The organism is Faecalibacterium sp. Marseille-P9590 (genome assembly GCF_017377665.1).
In the GTDB taxonomy this organism is placed as follows: domain Bacteria; phylum Bacillota; class Clostridia; order Oscillospirales; family Ruminococcaceae; genus Faecalibacterium.
This window is the reverse complement of record NZ_JAFREF010000005.1, coordinates 80143-96781: the sequence shown is the minus strand read 5'-3', so window position 1 is coordinate 96781 and position 16639 is coordinate 80143. Positions and strand designations below refer to the sequence as shown.

The 16639-nt window shown below is 57.5% G+C and carries 12 protein-coding genes, 1 tRNA gene and 1 other annotated feature (1 of these 14 cut by a window edge); of the genes, 5 read left to right on the top strand and 8 right to left on the bottom strand.

Features of this window, described 5'->3' with window-relative positions; translation table 11 throughout:
• Nucleotides 1–60: 60 nt before the first annotated feature.
• Nucleotides 61–2169 carry a polyphosphate kinase 1 gene (ppk1, locus tag J3349_RS07865; protein WP_207677012.1) on the bottom strand — a complete coding sequence of 703 codons (2109 nt, stop codon included), beginning with the start codon at nucleotides 2167–2169 and terminating at the stop codon, nucleotides 61–63.
• Nucleotides 2170–2346: 177 nt separating this feature from the next.
• Here ppk1 and J3349_RS07860 point away from each other — a divergent pair, with 177 nt between their 5' ends.
• Nucleotides 2347–3003, top strand: a complete 657-nt coding sequence (locus J3349_RS07860; RefSeq protein ID WP_207677011.1) for an HD domain-containing protein — start codon at nucleotides 2347–2349, stop codon at nucleotides 3001–3003.
• A 56-nt stretch (nucleotides 3004–3059) separates the two neighbouring features.
• Here the strand turns inward: J3349_RS07860 and J3349_RS07855 are convergent, their stop codons facing one another.
• Both J3349_RS07855 and J3349_RS07850 read right to left on the bottom strand, forming a co-directional pair.
• On the bottom strand, nucleotides 3060–3311 hold the full coding sequence (locus J3349_RS07855; protein WP_207677010.1) for a DUF6061 family protein: 252 nt from the start codon (nucleotides 3309–3311) through the stop codon (nucleotides 3060–3062).
• A gap of 174 nt (nucleotides 3312–3485) precedes the next feature.
• Nucleotides 3486–3572 (bottom strand) — tRNA-Leu (locus J3349_RS07850).
• 231 nt (nucleotides 3573–3803) lie between these two features.
• Here J3349_RS07850 and J3349_RS07845 point away from each other — a divergent pair.
• Both J3349_RS07845 and J3349_RS07840 read left to right on the top strand, forming a co-directional pair.
• A complete protein-coding gene (locus tag J3349_RS07845) occupies nucleotides 3804–4178 on the top strand; it encodes a DUF3592 domain-containing protein (protein ID WP_207677009.1) in 375 nt (124 codons plus the stop codon).
• 15 nt (nucleotides 4179–4193) lie between these two features.
• Complete coding sequence (locus tag J3349_RS07840; RefSeq protein ID WP_207677008.1) at nucleotides 4194–5147, top strand: FKBP-type peptidylprolyl isomerase; 954 nt, start codon at nucleotides 4194–4196, stop codon at nucleotides 5145–5147.
• 274 nt (nucleotides 5148–5421) lie between these two features.
• Here the strand turns inward: J3349_RS07840 and J3349_RS07835 are convergent, their stop codons facing one another.
• From J3349_RS07835 to J3349_RS07825, 3 genes are all read right to left on the bottom strand, one after another.
• A complete protein-coding gene (locus J3349_RS07835) occupies nucleotides 5422–6765 on the bottom strand; it encodes an MATE family efflux transporter (protein ID WP_149794430.1) in 1344 nt (447 codons plus the stop codon).
• A gap of 138 nt (nucleotides 6766–6903) precedes the next feature.
• Nucleotides 6904–8679, bottom strand: coding sequence for an ABC transporter ATP-binding protein (locus J3349_RS07830; protein WP_207677007.1), 1776 nt, complete (start codon nucleotides 8677–8679; stop codon nucleotides 6904–6906).
• Nucleotides 8676–10415: an ABC transporter ATP-binding protein gene (locus tag J3349_RS07825; RefSeq protein WP_347564987.1), complete on the bottom strand. Its 1740-nt coding sequence runs from the start codon at nucleotides 10413–10415 to the stop codon at nucleotides 8676–8678. The genes J3349_RS07830 and J3349_RS07825 overlap by 4 nt, the downstream gene beginning before the upstream one ends.
• 190 nt (nucleotides 10416–10605) lie before the next feature.
• Here J3349_RS07825 and J3349_RS07820 point away from each other — a divergent pair, with 190 nt between their 5' ends.
• Nucleotides 10606–11661, top strand: coding sequence for an SseB family protein (locus J3349_RS07820; RefSeq protein WP_242699572.1), 1056 nt, complete (start codon nucleotides 10606–10608; stop codon nucleotides 11659–11661).
• Between the two features lie 106 nt (nucleotides 11662–11767).
• A complete protein-coding gene (dnaK, locus tag J3349_RS07815; RefSeq protein WP_149794426.1) occupies nucleotides 11768–13582 on the top strand; it encodes a molecular chaperone DnaK in 1815 nt (604 codons plus the stop codon).
• Between the two features lie 93 nt (nucleotides 13583–13675).
• Here the strand turns inward: dnaK and J3349_RS07810 are convergent, their stop codons facing one another.
• Nucleotides 13676–14305 carry a transcriptional regulator, IclR family protein gene (locus J3349_RS07810; RefSeq protein ID WP_158395102.1) on the bottom strand — a complete coding sequence of 210 codons (630 nt, stop codon included), beginning with the start codon at nucleotides 14303–14305 and terminating at the stop codon, nucleotides 13676–13678.
• 166 nt (nucleotides 14306–14471) lie between these two features.
• Nucleotides 14472–16307 (bottom strand): ATP-dependent zinc metalloprotease FtsH, encoded by a 1836-nt coding sequence (gene ftsH / locus J3349_RS07805; RefSeq protein WP_207677005.1) that lies wholly within the window; start codon nucleotides 16305–16307, stop codon nucleotides 14472–14474.
• A gap of 231 nt (nucleotides 16308–16538) precedes the next feature.
• Nucleotides 16539–16639: a binding site (T-box leader), on the top strand (it continues 163 nt past the right edge of the window).

Below are 16639 nucleotides of genomic sequence, written 5' to 3'. Positions count from 1 at the left end.
ATGGAAATCGAATTGGAGAAACCGTGCTGTGGTCAAATCCATGTGAAATCCGGGTGCAACTCATTTCAGGTCGGAATGCACATTGGCCTGATAAGCTTCCTCATAGAACTGTGCTTGGCAGTCCACCGCATCGGCACCGGGCATCCGACGGACATAGCTGCCGTCCGGCTGCTGTACACGGGCATTGCTGTTATCGGCCAGCATCGTATTAAAAATGTGCTGCAGGCGCGCTTTCAGAGCCGGAGCCGTGACCGGCGCAGCAATTTCCACACGGCGGAGAGTCGAGCGGGTCATCCAGTCGGCCGAGCCGATGTAATATCGGGCACGCTCTCCCCGCCCCAAAATATAGATACGGGAATGTTCCAGATACCGTCCCACAATGCTGATGATGTGGATGTTATCGGTCTCATCCGGGACACCGGCCCGCAGGCAGCAGATGCCGCGCACCACCATATCGATATGGACACCGGCCTGGCTGGCCTCGATCAGCTTATTGATGAGCACCTTGTCGGTCAGGCTGTTGATCTTGATGCCGATGTAGCCGCCCTCGCCGCGGGCGGCGGCTTCAATTTCGCCGTCTATCAGATTCAGCAGACGGTTCTGCAGGCAATGGGGTGCTACCAGCAGATTCTTGACCGAATCCACCGTTTCGCCCTGATCCAGTGCGCGGAAAACCTCGGTCGCTTCCAGACCGATTTCCCTAGATGCGGTCAGGAAGGAAAGGTCGGTGTACAGGCGGCTTGTCTTTTCGTTGTAGTTGCCGGTGCCAATCTGGGTGATAAAGGAAATGCCGTCCTTTGTTTTGCGGGTGATGAGACAGAGCTTGGAGTGGACTTTCAGCCCTTCGATACCGTACACCACATGGCATCCTGCCCGCTCCAGCAAACGAGACCACTCGATGTTGTTTTCCTCATCAAAGCGGGCTTTCAGCTCCACCAGAACATCCACCTGCTTGCCGTTTTCGGCGGCTTCCACCAGTGCATCCACCACCTTGCTGTGGTTGGCCAGACGGTAAAGAGTCATCTTGATGGAGACCACGTCCGGGTCGCAGGCGGCCTCGTGCAGCAGTTGCAGGAAGGGACGGATGCTCTCATACGGATAGTGAAGCAACTTGTCCTCTTCCAGGATCTGCGGAATGATGGGCTTGCGCTCATCCAGTGCAGGGCTGGGCTGCGGGTGGCGGGGCGCAAAGAACAGGTCGGTGTGGCTGCGCAGCTGATCCTCGATCTGGAACAGGAAAGAGTGATCCAGCGGAGAATCGTATTCAAACACCCGCTTGGGGTCCAGTTTCAGGTTTTTGCACAGGGACTGGATAATTTCTTCGTCGATCTCACGGCTCAGTTCCAGACGGACAGGTGCCAGCTTTTTGCGCTTCTTGACCACTTCGGCCATGTGATCCCGGTAGTTCAGGTCTTCGTCATAGATCAGGTCGGCGTCAATATCCGCATTGCGGGTGATGCGGGCCAGCGTTTTGCTGGTGACCTTATAGCCCTTGTAGAGCAGCGGCAGGAAGTGCAGGATCAGTTCTTCCGACAGGATAAAGCAGCCGGTACGGCCCGGCACCGGCACCAGCCGGGGGAAGATCTCATTGCCGCAGGGCACAATGCCGATCTTCTTCTTTTCTGCCTTGGTGCTCAGCACCGCAACCGCATAGATGCCCTTGTTTTTCAGGAACGGAAATGCCTGCTTTTTGCTGATGATGAAACTGGACAGCAGCGGCAGGTAGTCCTGCCGGAACAGTTTTTCCAGCTCCGCACGGCTTTCTTCTTCCATGTGAGCAAAATCCAGCAGGCGGATACCCTGCTCTGCAAGCTGTTCCAGCAGACCATTGTAGGCAGCATCCCGCCGGGCCGTCAGCTTATGAATAAACGCCAGTGCAGCATCGATCTGCTCCCCGCTGGTCATATTCGTTTTGTTTTCACGTGCGTTTTTGTCCAACAACATCTGATCCTGCAGGCTTCCGATTCGCACCATAAAAAACTCATCCAGATTGCTCTGGAAGATCGACAAAAAACTCAGGCGCTCACAAAGGGGCAGGCGAGAATCCTCGGCCTCTTCCAGAACGCGCTCGTTGAACCGCAGCCACGAAAGCTCACGGTTTGCATAGCAATGATAGGTGTTTTCCATATTCCTCTTCCTTTTCTCCGACCGGAATGCAGCGGATTGCATGATACAAACGCTTTTATTGTACCGTGCAAATGTAAAATCAAAAATCAGGAATGTGTCTGGAATATGTAAAATTGCTTTCGCACACAGATTTTACCGCAATTTGATTGCAACTGCGCCAAAATTATCGTACAATCATAAATACTTTCTTTTAACAAGGGAATCGAGGAACAAAAAAACATGACGTATAAAGATATCAAGCACAACGAAGAAGTCAACGAACTGCTGAAAAAAGGCAATCGAAATCTGGGCTTGCTGGGCTACACCGACCACTCGCAGGCTCATTGTGTCCGGGTAGCAGAAACCGCTGCGCACATCCTGAAAGAATTCGGTTATTCGGAACATGACATCGAACTCGCTCGGATCGCAGGCTATATGCACGACATCGGAAATGCCATCAACCGGAACCGCCACGCCGAATACGGCGGGCTGCTGGCCAACGAGATTCTCAAACAATATGACCTGAGCATTCCGGACCGCATCACCATCGTGTCTGCCATTTCCAACCACGATGAATCTACCGGCGGTGCTGTGGACCCCATCTCGGCAGCTCTCATCATCGGCGACAAGACCGATGTGCGCCGCAGCCGCGTGCGGGAAAAACCGAAGGCAACCTTTGATATCCATGACCGGGTCAATTATGCCGTGACAGATCAAACCCTGAAGATCAACGCTGAGAAAAAGGTCATCTCGCTGAACCTGCAAATTGACACCGACATTTGCAGTATGTACGAATACTTTGAGATTTTCCTGCAGCGGATGCTGATGTGCCGAGGGGCCGCCGATATGCTGGGAGCAACCTTCAAGCTGACGGCCAACGGTGCCAAAGTTCTTTGAAAGTTGAAAAGCCGAAGTTGTCGCACACTTTTGTGTGCAGCAACCTCGGCCCAATTTTAATCTTCTAATCCATGACTCCCGGCCACATTCTTCAAATACACCTCCGGGTCACCGTTCAAAATCAAATCCGCATAACCCAGTGGGTCATTGTAGATGAGGTAGTCCAGTTCGGTCTGCTGGGCCATGGTCACGTCCAGTGCATCCTCGATCCCAGTGCAGTCGATGGAGATTTTTCTCCCATCTTGGAGCAGCAGTTCCACACACCCGGTGTCCATGTTAAATTTGCAGGCTCCTTCATCGTACTTCATGTTCGTGTCCTTTCCGCCTTACGGCACCTTTACAGTTGTGATTTTCGTGATACGATTCTTCTGATAAGGTTTTGGACACACAGCGGCTGGAAAAGAACCCTCGTTCTGCTTTCCAAAGAAAACAAAAAATCCGAACCCTTCTCCTATCGAGAAAAGGTTCGGATTTTCATTGTTTGGTGCGGATAAGAGGACTTGAACCTCCACCGAGTTGCCCCGATTAGAACCTGAATCTAACGCGTCTGCCAATTCCGCCATATCCGCATATTCTGTTTTGTTCGCTGCCGTTCGGCTCGGAACGATATTTATTATACCACAGGTGCAAAGAAAGTCAAGCGTTTTCTGCAAAAATAGTACGACAAATTTTTTTGCGAAAATTGTTGCATTCCGTATAGGCCGAATGGGGCGAAAAATCCGGTGGAGTATGATACAATAAATATTACCCCTGCGGGGCAGCGGCCCGGCGGGACTATTTACGGAAGAGGGAAACTGCGAATGTTCAACATCATTATCTTTCTCATCGGTGCAGGCATCATGTTCTACATGGCATGGCGGAGCTGGTCGAGACGCCGCAAGCTCATGACCAAGGGCGAAAAGGTCGAGGCCGCTGTGGCAGGCACCGTGCAGAGCCGGGACGGCGAAGCCTACCTGTTGGAGTTCACCACTGCTGGCGGCACCCACCGCCTCCATTACCCCAAGTCTGCCAAGGGCAGAGAGCTTGCACAGGGAGCTGTCGTCACCCTTTATTATAACCCCGACGACCCCGCCGAGATGTACGTCGAGGGCGACAAGTCCGTCCTGGGTGCAGAGGTGCTGTATGTGGTGCTGGGCATCGTGCTGCTGGTGCTGATGGCCGGCATCGTCCGCTGAGAGGGGGAGAAGAAAATGAAACTCGAACATTTTGGCATGGCAGAACCCGGTGACTGCCGGGTGGTCTTTTCCGCCGCAGCAGAAGAGCTGGAAGCGGCGGTGCAGGCCGAAAAGGCGGCCCCGGACGCTCCGCAGGACGAGGATGACCTGCTGACGGCGGCGGTCAATCGGGCGATTCTGGAGGGTTTCTCGCCCCTGTTCGCCCAGCTGATGAAAGAAAACGATTTGCAGCCCGTCACCGACCCGGATTTTGAACTTCTGGCGGTCAACCGGGCCGAGGGCTTCCGGGCGGGGGTGCAGTTCTTCTGCCTGCCGCCGCTGGAACTGGGAGAGTACACCGGCTTTACCCAGCCCATCCAGCCTCGGCCTATCCGGGAGCTGACCATCGAGCTTGAAATAAACCGCCGCCACGGTGACGAAGACCGCGCCGCCGACGCCGAGGGCAAGCGCGCCCTCCGCGCCAAGGTGACGCAGGACATCTACGCCCAGCGCTGCCAGCAGGCCCGCGCCGTGGCCGAACAGGCCCTCATCGCCCAGCTGGGTACACACGTCACCGGCACGCTGCCCAAGCAGCTGGTGGCCGGCAACTACTTTGCCGAGCAGCGCCAGTTCAACCTGCGGATGCAGGCCAACGGCGTCAATTTCGACCAGTACTTAAAGGTGCAGGGCCAGACGGTGGAAGAATTCCGAGCCTGGCTCCACGCCGAGGCCGAGCGCAAACTGCGCAGCCGGATGGGTCTGCTGCTGGTGGCGCAGAAAGAAGGGCTTTGGCCGACGGAAGCCGAGGTGGACGACGAACTCGCCCACTGGGACGCAAAGCGGGACGGGGAGCACACCTTCGCTTCCAACGACCGCCGCCGCGCCGCCCAGCGCATCGCATCCAGCCGCGCCGCTGCCTTTATTCTGGCCCACTCCACCCTCACACCGCCGCCTGCTGAGGCAACGGTGCTGAAAGCCGAAAACAGGTAAAAAAGAAAATGTTGCCGACCCGCAAAAAATAAAACAGAGCAAACAAAAATGGGGCTGTTGCAAAATAGCCCCAACGAAAAAAATGAGATAGACTTCCCCGAAAGGGGCTGCCTATCTCATTTTTTGTTGTAAACTGAGGTTGTGAAAAAACAGATATAACAAGAACAGTATACAGGAAAGGGCGGCATCTACTCCACCCGAAAGCTGGAGCTTGCGTGCCACAAGCTCTGTAAGTGAAACCCGTCAGAACAAAGCACCTCTCCACTGCATGAAATCATTGAGATACCGCTGCTTTATCCTCTGGCCACGATCTTCTAAGCGCCGCATAGGAAATAAGGAAGTTTGCAAGCCAACCTGCAGGGACTGCAAGCCAAACAAAAGCAATGCCAAAACGCGGTGCACAAATCAAAGCAACAGACAAGCGGATCGCAAGGTTTACCATATTTGCAATAAGAAACGGCCGCATGATTCCGAGTCCGCGAAGAACGCCATCAGTTGCCATCTTGATGCCCATGAAGATGAAAAAGTAACCAAGCCATCTCATATAATCACCGGACACCTGATAGGCCAACGCGGTTCCGTCTTTTCCCAAGAACAACGAGGAAATCTGTGTGTGCAGTGTTTCAATGACCACGAAAGCAAGAACTGCAAAGCATAGATCCAACACCAGTGCAGCATGATAACCTTTTTTGATGCGCTCAATTTTCTTTGCGCCAAGATTCTGGGATACAAACGGCGAAACTGCATTGCCGATGGATACGAAGATCAGCGAAAAAACATTTTCTACCCGCATCGTTGCCGCATACCCGGCAAGTGCCTGTGTGCCGAAGGGATTTACCACTGCCTGCACGATCATCATACCGATAGACACTGTGGACTGCTGCAAAACCGATGGTACCGCAATGCGAAGCATGGAATACAGCTCCTGCCGGTCGAACCTGCTAAAGGAGCTCTTGTATTGCCGCATCCGAGACAGAAAGATCAAAAACGAAAACACGGCAGAAATTCCTTGTGCGATCAAGGTCGCAAGGGCTGCACCAAACACCCCCAGACCAAGACCAGCCACCATCCAGAGGTCCATAAAAATATTCAGGATAGATGAGAATATCAGCAGTCCCAACGGAATTTTGGATTCACCGATGGAAGTGAACATGGTAGAAAGAATGTTGTACATGAATAGAAACGGGAAACCCACAAAGTAGACACGCAGATACAATACTGCTTCTTCCAATATATCGGCAGGGGTCTGTAATCCGCTCATCATGAAATGGGAAAAGCAAAAGCCAAAGACACCAAGGACAACGCTTAAGATCAAAAAGCTGATCAGGGACGTTGACACAATGGTTTTCATTCTACCATAATTTTTTGCACCAAAACAGCGGCTTACAAGCACACCTGCGCCCACACCAGCACCAAGCGCCACACAAATAAAAACATTGGTCAGTGCAGCACAAGCACCAACAGCCGCAAGTGCCGAGGAGCCAACAAATTGACCAACTATTATGGAATCGGCCATATTGTATACTTGTTGAAAAAAGCTGCCAAGGATCATCGGCATCGCAAAAACAGTCAGCGCTTTAAGGGGTGGATCTGTAATCAAATATTCATCTTTCGACACGATTATATTCCTTCCAAAAATCGTTTATCGCAAATTTTATCGCAAGTCAAGAAATTAGTGCAACATTCAAACAGCATCTTTGCGATATGCAATTCACCGCTGTTGCATTGAAAAGTTGAATTGCTATAAGTTGAAGCGTTAAGTCTCCACACCCTCGAATTGGCTGTTGTAGAGCTTGGAGTAGAAGCCGCCCTGTGCCAGCAGAGTATCGTGGTCGCCCTGCTCCACGATGTGGCCGTCCTTCATCACGAGGATGACGTCGGCCTCCCGGATGGTGGAAAGGCGGTGTGCCACGATGAAGCTGGTGCGGCCCTGCATCATCCGGGCAAAGGCTGCCTGGATACGCACCTCGGTGCGGGTGTCGATGGAGGAGGTGGCCTCGTCCAAAATCAGCATCGGGGGCAGACAGAGCATCACGCGGGCGATGCAGAGCAGCTGCTTCTGGCCCTGGCTGATGTTGCCGCCGTCCTCGGCGATGACGGTGTCATAGCCCTTGGGCAGGCGGCGGATGAAGCTGTCGGCATGGGCTGCCTTGGCCGCAGCCACCACCTCGTCGAGGGGGGCGTCCGGCTTGCCGTAGGCGATGTTCTCCCGCACGGTGCCGGCCCGGAGCCAGGTATCTTGTAACACCATGCCGTAGCTGCCGCGCAGCGAGGCGCGGGTCACGTCCCGGATGTCGGTGCCGGAGACTTTGATGGAGCCGCCGTTGACATCATAGAACCGCATGAGCAGGTTGATGAGGGTGGTCTTGCCGCAGCCGGTGGGGCCGACGATGGCGATGCGCTGGCCGGGCTTGACGTCCAGAGACAGACCCTCGATGAGCGGGCGGTCGGGCAGATAGCGGAAAGAGACGTCCTCGATCTGGACGTGGCCGTCCGGCACGAGCTTTGCGGCGTTCTCCGCTTCGGGGGTCTGGTCTTCGGCGTCCAGCAGCTCGAACACGCGGGCCGCGCAGGCCAGAGCGTTCTGCAGCTCGGTCACGACGCCGGAAATTTCGTTGAAGGGCTTGGTGTACTGGTTGGCGTAGTTCAGGAAGATGCTCAGCTGGCCGATGGTGATGCCTCCGGCTACGGCATAGATCGCGCCCACGAGGCCGACGCCTGCGTAGACGATGTTGTTGACGAAGCGGGTGGCGGGGTTGGTCATGCTGGAGAAGAAGATGGCCTTCAGGCTCACGTTCTGCAGTCGGCCATTCACCTCGTCAAAAGCCTCGAGGCTCTGGGCCTCGTGGCCGAAGGCCTGCACGACCTTCTGACCCTCTATCATCTCGTTGACAAGGGCAGTCTGCTCGCCGCGCACGGTGCTCTGGCTCTGGAAATACTTGTAGCTGCGCTTTGCGAGGAAGCTGGCCACCACAAGGCTCAGCGGGGTGATGCAGACCACCACCAGCGTGATGGGGATGTTCTGCTGCAACATGAAGAGCAGGGTGCCGAGGATGGTCAGCACACCCGAGAACAGCTGGGTGAAGCCCATCAGCAGGCCGTCTGCGAAGGTATCCACGTCGGCCACCATCCGGCTCACGATGTCGCCGGATGGATGGCTGTCGAGGTAAGAGAGGGGAAGGGTCTGGATCTTCCGCATGGCGGCGTTGCGCAGGTCACGGCTGACTGCGAAGGTGATGCGGTTGTTGCAGACGCTCAGCAGCCACTGCGCAAAGGCGGCGACAACAGCCACCACGATGATCTCGTAGATGATGCGCAGCACGCCCGCGAAGTCCACGGCACCTTTGCCCAGCATCATGTCGATGGCGCTGCCGCAGAGGATGGGGATATACAGCTGGGCCGCCACGCTCACAGCGGCCACGATGAGGCTGCACACCACGAAGAAGCCGTAGGGCTTGATTTTCTGAAGCACCCGGGTCATGGTGGCCTTCTGCTGTTCAGGGGTCAGCTTGCTTTTTGCTTTTGCACTCATTTCTGCGCATCCCCTTTCTTGAACTGGCTCTCGTAAATTTCCTTGTAGACCGGGCAGCTTTCCAGCAGCTCGGCGTGACGGCCAAGGCCCACCATGCGGCCATCGTCCAGCACGATGATCTGGTCGGCGTGCTGCAGGCTGGCGGCGCGCTGGCTGACGATGAAGACGGTCAGATCGCCCGGCAGAGCGGCCAGAGCCTTGCGCAGGGCTGCGTCGGTGGCGTAGTCCAGTGCGCTGGCGCTGTCGTCGAGGATGAGGATGTCCGGCTTGCCTACGAGGGCGCGGGCGATGGTCAGACGCTGTTTCTGACCGCCGGAGAGGTTGCGTCCGCCCTGCTCCACCGGCTCGTCGAGGCCGAGGGGCTTGGCTTTCACAAACTCCGCAGCCTGTGCCGTTTCCAGTGCAGCCCAGAGGTCGGCGTCGGAGGCATTCTGGCTGCCCCAGAGCAGGTTGGAGCGGATGGTGCCGCCGAAGAGCTGGGCCTTCTGCATGACCACAGCCACCTTGCCGCGCAGGTCGGCGCGGGGGTACTGCCGGATAGGACGGCCCATGATCTCCACACTGCCATCAGTGGCGTCGTAGAAGCGGGGGATGAGGCTGATGAGGCTGGATTTGCCGCTGCCGGTGCCGCCGATGACGCCGATGGTCTGGCCGCGCTTGGCGGTGAAATTGATGTCAGAGAGGCTGGGTGCGCCTGCGCCCTTATAGGTCAGGCTCACATGGTCGAAACGGACGGCGTCGCCGGCCTTTTCCGCCGGAACATTGCCGGTGAGCTCAGCCGGGAACTCCATGCCGGGCTTGGTGTCCAGAACCGCCTGCACACGGCCTGCACAGGCCAGAGCCTTGCTCACCTGAACGATGAGGTTGGCCAACTTGACCAGTTCGACCAGGATCTGGTTCATATAGTTGACCAGCGCGATGACGTCGCCGGAGGCCATGCCGCCGATGCTTATCTCGATGCTGCCTACATACAGCAGCGCCACGATGGCAAGGTTGATGATAACGTAGGTCAGCGGGTTCATCAGGGCGGAGATGTGGCCCACGTGGAGCTGCATTTGGGTCAGCAGCTCATTGGCGTCCTCGAAGCGGTCCACCTCGCTCTTTTCCTTGTCGAAGGCGCGGACGACGCGCACGCCGGTCAGGTTTTCGCGGGTGAGGCCCAGAACCCGGTCGAGGCAGGTCTGCACCGACTTATAAAGCGGACGGGTGATGACCATGACGCCGAAGACCACGACGCTCAGCAGCGGGATAGCCACCACGAAGATGAGGGCGGCGCGGAAGTTGACCGTAAAGGCCATGATCATGGCGCCAATCACCACGAAGGGGCTGCGCAGGAACAGACGGAGGAAGAGGTTCAATCCGCTCTGCACCTGATTGACGTCGCTGGTCATCCGGGTGATGAGGGTGCTGGTGCCCATGGTGTCCATCTCGGAAAAGCTCAGCGTCTGGATGTGCTCAAACAGCGCATGACGCAGGCCGGTGGAATAACCCACGGCGGCTTTGGCCGAGAAGTATTGGGCCGTCAGGCTGCACGTGAGGCCGACGATGGCCAGAAGCAGCAGGATGCCGCATCGCACGAGGATGTAGTGGAAATCGTGGGCCGCGATACCCACGTTGACGATGTCGGCCATCACAAGCGGCACGAACAGGTCAAACGTAGCTTCCAGCATCTTGAAAAGCGGTGCAAGCACGCTCTCGCGCTTGTAGTCGCTGAGATAGCGAAGCATTTTGTTCAAGGCTCGATACTCCCTTTCTTTAATACATTTAGTCGAGACGCTCCTTATTATAACGCACTCCCAACAGGAATGCTATGTTTTTTGCCAAAGAAAACCGGCTCTGGATGCAGATTTCGGCTCCGGAGATTGAGAAAACCGGAAAATCCTGCTATACTGGAAAGGAATCTCAACGGAAAGAATGGTGGATGCAATGGCAAAAGATGGTGCGGCACGGCTGCGGCTGCGCCCGGTGGGCGCGGCAGACCGCAAAAAGCTGCCGGAATACGGGCCGCTGGGTACGGGCTGTCCGGCGATAGAGCGGGCTGTGGCAGCGCTCTATAAGGGCCAGAACGAGGAGAGCTTCTGGGCACTGATGAACGCCATCAACTATGCCCTCGAACTGGACACCAGGGTTCTGGTGCCGCTGGAAGCTGCGTCCGACCAGCCGGACGGGGCCGCCCCGTGGGCGGAGCATCCTGTCCCGGCGGAGAAAGCGAAAGACCTGCAGCCATGGACCCTGCGTACCCAGAAGGGCCGGTGTTACCTGCCGGTGTTCACCTCAGTGAAGATGGCGGAGGCCGATAAAGGCACAGCCAGCCGCCCCATGGCGGAACGGCTTCTGGCTTCCGCCATGCAGATGGCGCTGGACTCGGACAGCATCGACGGCGTGGTCATCGACCCGTGGACCAACTCTGCCACGCTGGACTGCTCGCTTTTGAACGGTCTGCTCCACGCCAGCCACGACACCGATGAGCCGGGCGAAGCGGAGCTGCGGGCCGGCAACCGTGCCATGGCCGAGGAACGCTGGGACGACGCGATGCATTATTATCAGCTCTCTGCCGAAGAGGGCTGCGCCGAGGGCCTTGCCATGATGGGCGAGATGCTCTACGAGGGCCGGGGCTGCCGCAAGAGCCCTGCACAGGCCCGCAAGTTCTGGAAAAAAGCTGCCGACGCCGGCGATGTGGCCGCATGGGTGGCGCTGGGCGACGATGCCATGGTGCAGGGAAAAGGGGCCGGTGCGGCTCTGCGGGCCTACCGCAAGGCCCAGAAGCTCTGCGCCTCCACCCCCGACATCGCCTATATGCCGCAGGTCTGCCTGCGGGTGGCCCAGTATGAGACCCAGTATATCTCCCGCAAAAAGGCGCTGGCTCAGCTGGCTGAGGCGAAGCAGGGCTTCCTCGTCCGCAAAAAAGAGGGCGACGAGACAGCCCAGAGCTGGCTGGACGAGACGGAGGCCGTCATCCGCCAGCTGCTCGAGAGAGAATGAGCGGAAACACAAAATCTTTACAAATGCTCTAAGAAATCGTCATACGGAACCGATATGATATTGAAGGAAAAATATGCGCGTCGCAAAAACAGAGAGGACGACCAGAATGAGCAAAGTGATCGGTATTGACCTTGGCACCACGAACAGCTGCGTGGCAGTGGTGGAGGGCGGCAAGCCCGTCGTCATCACCAACGCAGAGGGAGAGCGCACCACCCCCAGCGTGGTGGCGTTCACCAAAGACGGCGAGCGTCTGGTGGGCGGCGCGGCAAAGCGCCAGCTTGCCACCAACTCCGGCCGGACGGTGTCCAGCATCAAGCGGCATATGGGCAGCGACTACCGCGTCCACATCGACGGCAAAGACCTGACTCCGCAGGAGATCAGCGCCATGATACTGACCAAGATACGCCGCGACGCCGAGAGCTACTTGGGTGAGCCGGTGACAGAGGCCGTCATCACCGTCCCCGCTTACTTTGACGACAGCCAGCGCAAGGCCACCCAGGATGCGGGCCGCATCGCGGGCCTGAACGTCCTGCGCATCATCAATGAGCCTACCGCCGCCGCTGTGGCCTACGGCCTTGACAACGAAGCGCCCCAGAAGATCCTGGTCTACGACCTCGGCGGCGGCACCTTCGACGTCTCCATCATCGAGATCGAAGACGGCACCTTTACGGTGCTGGCCACCGGCGGCGATACCCGCCTCGGCGGCGACGACTTCGACCAGCGCATCGTGGAATACGCCGTGGCAGAGTTCAAGAAATCGGACCGCATCGACCTCTCCCGCGACCCCGCCGCCATGGGACGCCTGAAAGAAGAGGCCGAAAAGGCCAAGAAAGAGCTGTCCAGCGCCCTCTCGGCCCAGCTCAATCTGCCCTTCATCGCTGTGGGCAAGGACGGCCCCCACCACCTCGATTTGACCATCTCCCGCCCCCAGTTCGAGATGATGACCGGCGACCTGCTGGCACGGACGGTGGCCCCGGTGCAGAACGCACTGCGGGATGCCGGCATCTCGGCCTCGCAGCTGGGCAAAGTCCTTCTCGTCGGCGGCAGCACCCGGATGCCTGCCGTCGAGCGTCAGGTGAAGGAACTGCTGGGCTGTGAACCGAGCCACAGCCTCAACCCCGACGAATGCGTGGCAATGGGTGCCGCTGTGCAGGGCGGTCTGTTACAGGGCGGCGGCAAGCTGGCTGGCGCTTCTGGTGCAGCGGCGCAGGGCCTTGTGCTGATGGACGTTACCCCGCTGACCCTCTCGATCGAGACACTGGGCGGCGTGGCGACCCCCCTCATCACCCGCAACAGCATGATACCCACCCGCAAGAGCCAGATATTCACCACGGCCCGCCCCATGCAGACCAGTGTGGAGATCAACGTCCTGCAGGGTGAGCGGCATTTCGCCCGCGACAATAAGAGCCTCGGCAAGTTCAAGCTGAACGGCATCCGAGCCAGCTTCTCGTCCAAGCCCCAAATCGAAGTCACCTTTGATATTGACGTCAACGGCGTCGTGAAAGTCTCGGCCAAAGACCTCGGCACCGGCCGGGAGCAGAACATCACCATCACCGGCAGCACGAACCTCTCGGAGAATGAGATCCAGCGCGCAATGGCCGACGCGGCCGCCTACGAGGCCGAGGACAGCCGCCGCAAAGAGCGGCTTGACCTCCACAATCAGGCCGAGGTGCTGGCCTACAAGGTGGACGAGGCCCTCTCCAAGTGCAAGAAGGAGCTGGACAAAGAGGAGAAGAACCGCATCAAGGCCGATGTGGCAAACCTCCGCCGCTGCCTGCGGAAGGATAAGCCCGAGAAGATGAACGAGACGGAAGAAGCGAACCTCCGTCAGGCCAAGAGCCAGCTCGAAGCATCCGCAAACCACCTGATGGTGCTCTATGCATCGGAGCAGAGCGAGAATGGCTCGGACGGGACCATTTGATAAACAGTAAGACCCCCGCTGTGTTTGCAGCGGGGGTCTTTTGCGTCTGAGGGAAAAGTATCTATGGAAAACGAAGAGGAGAGAGGGAAAAGCTTATCGGCCAACGATGAGGTCGCGGCGGCTGCGGAAGCCCACGGTGAGGTGAGCGCTGCTGCCGAGGTGGCGCAGAGTGACCCGGGTGCCGGGCTTCTGGTCCTGGCACAGCAGAGTCAGGTTCAGGGTGGTGGAAGTCTTGCCGGTCTTGAGCACCAGAGTGCTTACGCCCTGATTCATCAGAGTCTGCATGTCGAGGATGGTGGTGCGGAAGGTGGCGTTGTCATCGGGGGCGTCCAGCGTCAGCACGCGGCCTTCCTGACGGGCGGTGTAGAGCACCTGCTTGCCCAGCAGACCCTTGACGGTGTAGCGAGCTTCGCTCTTCTCCACCGGCGTGTCAGAGGGCAGGGGAGTTTCGTCGGAGATCATCATCACGTTGCCCTGAATGGGGTTCTCCACCGGGGAAGCGTAGCCGCCGTAGTTGGGGTCTACCTCCCCCACCGGAACGTCAGAGTGGAGAGCAATGTCACCCTGAACCATGACCTCGGACGACTGAGGGGGCAGATAACCGGCAACAGTCGCGTCCTCGGCGTCGGCGGCAAAGGCACCCACGCTCATGGCGGCGGTCATGGTCAGCAGAGCGGCAGCAGCGGCAGCGCGGCGGGCAGTGTTCTTGTTCAGCAGTCTCATAGTAGTATCCTCCTGTAGATGTAGGGAGTCAACCTCTCCGTCAGCGCTGGTGCGCTGACGGAGAGGTTTATCCCAAATGCTTTTATCAGCGGTACGGCGTATCAGAAAACCGCCGTATCTGTAATGAATACGGATACGGCGGCTGGATTATTGCAGAGATCCTATTTTAATTTTCGCTGGAATCTTTTTCCTCAAGGATAGCCATGAACTCGTCGCCGGTGATGGTCTCCTTTTCATAAAGGTACTTCGCCAGCTCGTCGAGCTTTGCACGGTTGTCGGTGAGGATCTTGATGGCCTTTTCGTGCTGGGCCTTTACCAGCTCCACGACCCGCTGGTCGATCTCCCGCTGGGTCTGCGCCGAGCAGGCCAGCGAGGTGTCGCCGCCCAGATACTGGTTGTTCACCGTCTCCAGGGCCACCATGTCGAACTCTTTGCTCATGCCGTAACGGGTGAGCATGGCGCGGGCAAGCTTGGTGGCCTGCTCGATGTCGTTGGACGCGCCGGTGGTGATGGAGCCGAACACCACTTCCTCGGCAGCGCGTCCGCCGGTGAGGGTGGCGATCTTATTTTCCAGCTCTTCCTTGGTCATCAGGTAGTGGTTGCCTTCTTCGACCTGCATGGTGTAGCCCAGTGCGCCCGAGGTGCGGGGGATGATGGTGATCTTCTGCACGGGTGCGGAGTGATTCTGAAGCGCCGCCACCAGTGCGTGGCCGATCTCATGATAGGCTACGATGCACTTTTCCTTGTCGGTGAGGATGGAGTTCTTCTTCTGGTAGCCTGCAATGACCACCTCGATGCTCTCCTCGAGGTCGGCTTCCGTGACCGACTTGCGGCCGGCGCGCACGGCCCGCAGGGCGGCTTCGTTGACGATGTTGGCCAGCTCTGCGCCGGAGGCACCGGAGGCCATCCGGGCCACGGTGTTGAAGTCGATGCCGGGGGCAAGAGCGACTTTCTTGGCGTGGACCTTCAGGATCTCTTCGCGGCCCTTGAGGTCGGGCAGCTCCACAGGAACACGGCGGTCAAAGCGGCCGGGACGGGTCAGAGCCGGGTCGAGGGAATCCGGGCGGTTGGTGGCCGCGAGGATGATGACGCCGCTGTTGCCCTCGAAGCCGTCCATCTCGGTGAGCAGCTGGTTCAGGGTCTGCTCACGCTCGTCGTTGCCGCCCAGCTGGCCGCTGTTGCGCTTCTGGCCGATGGCGTCTATCTCGTCGATGAACACGATGCAGGGGGCTTTTTCCTTGGCCTGCTTGAACAAATCACGGACTTTGGACGCGCCCATGCCCACGAACATCTCCACAAACTCCGAGCCGGAGATGGAGAAGAACGGCACGTTGGATTCGCCCGCCACGGCCTTTGCCAGCATGGTCTTGCCGGTACCCGGAGGGCCGACGAGCAGGATGCCCTTGGGCATCGAGGCACCGATCTCTTCGTATTTCTTGGGGTCGTGCAGATAATCTACGATCTCCTGTAAGTTCTCTTTGGCCTCATCTTCGCCGGCCACATCCGCAAAGCGGATGCCGTGGGTGGACTGGACGTAGACTTTGGCGTTGGACTTGCCCACGCCGCCGAACATCATTGAGTTCGCGCCGCCGGCCTTTTCTATGAGCTTTTTGTTCATGAAATTGCCCAGCCAGACGAAGAGGACGATGGGCAGCACAAAGCTCAGCAGAAAGCTCAGCAGCGGCGAAGCCTGCTCGACGATCTCACTGGAAAACTGTGCGCCTGCGTCGTAGAGGCGCTGGGTCAGGTCAGGGTCGTTCATCAGGCCGGTCTTGTAAATTTGCTTTTCGTCTTTGTCAGTAAAGATGATTTGGTTCGATTCCATATCCACCCGGCCGATGTCTTTGTCCTCGGTCATAGACATGAAGGTGCCGTAGTCCACTTCTTTTACCTGCCGTTCGCTCATCCACGGCACGAGCACGAAGTTGAGCAGCATCAGCACCAGTAATACAATGGCGTAGTAAATAGCCAATGGCTTTTTGGGGGTCTTGACTTCTTTCATGGGGGTCCCTCCTTACGTTGCAAACAGCATACCACGACGCCATTTCAGAAACCAGCGTTTCGAGGCGAACTTTGCAAAAACTTCGCAGATTCTTAACAAAGCAAAGAATCCACCCGCAAATTTTGAAAATTTATGCTGCTATTTATGTGAAATTGTTTCATTTTCAATGTGAGCCGAACTTCTTGACAGGGGCGGCGGCTTTTGCTAAAATGAAACCACTTTGAACAAAGCGCAAATGCGTTGACGGGGAAAAAACGATTTTCTTCTGCGTGCAGAGAGCCGCCGGATGGTGCAAGGCGGTGCAGAGGGTTTCGGTTACTGGCCCCTGAGCG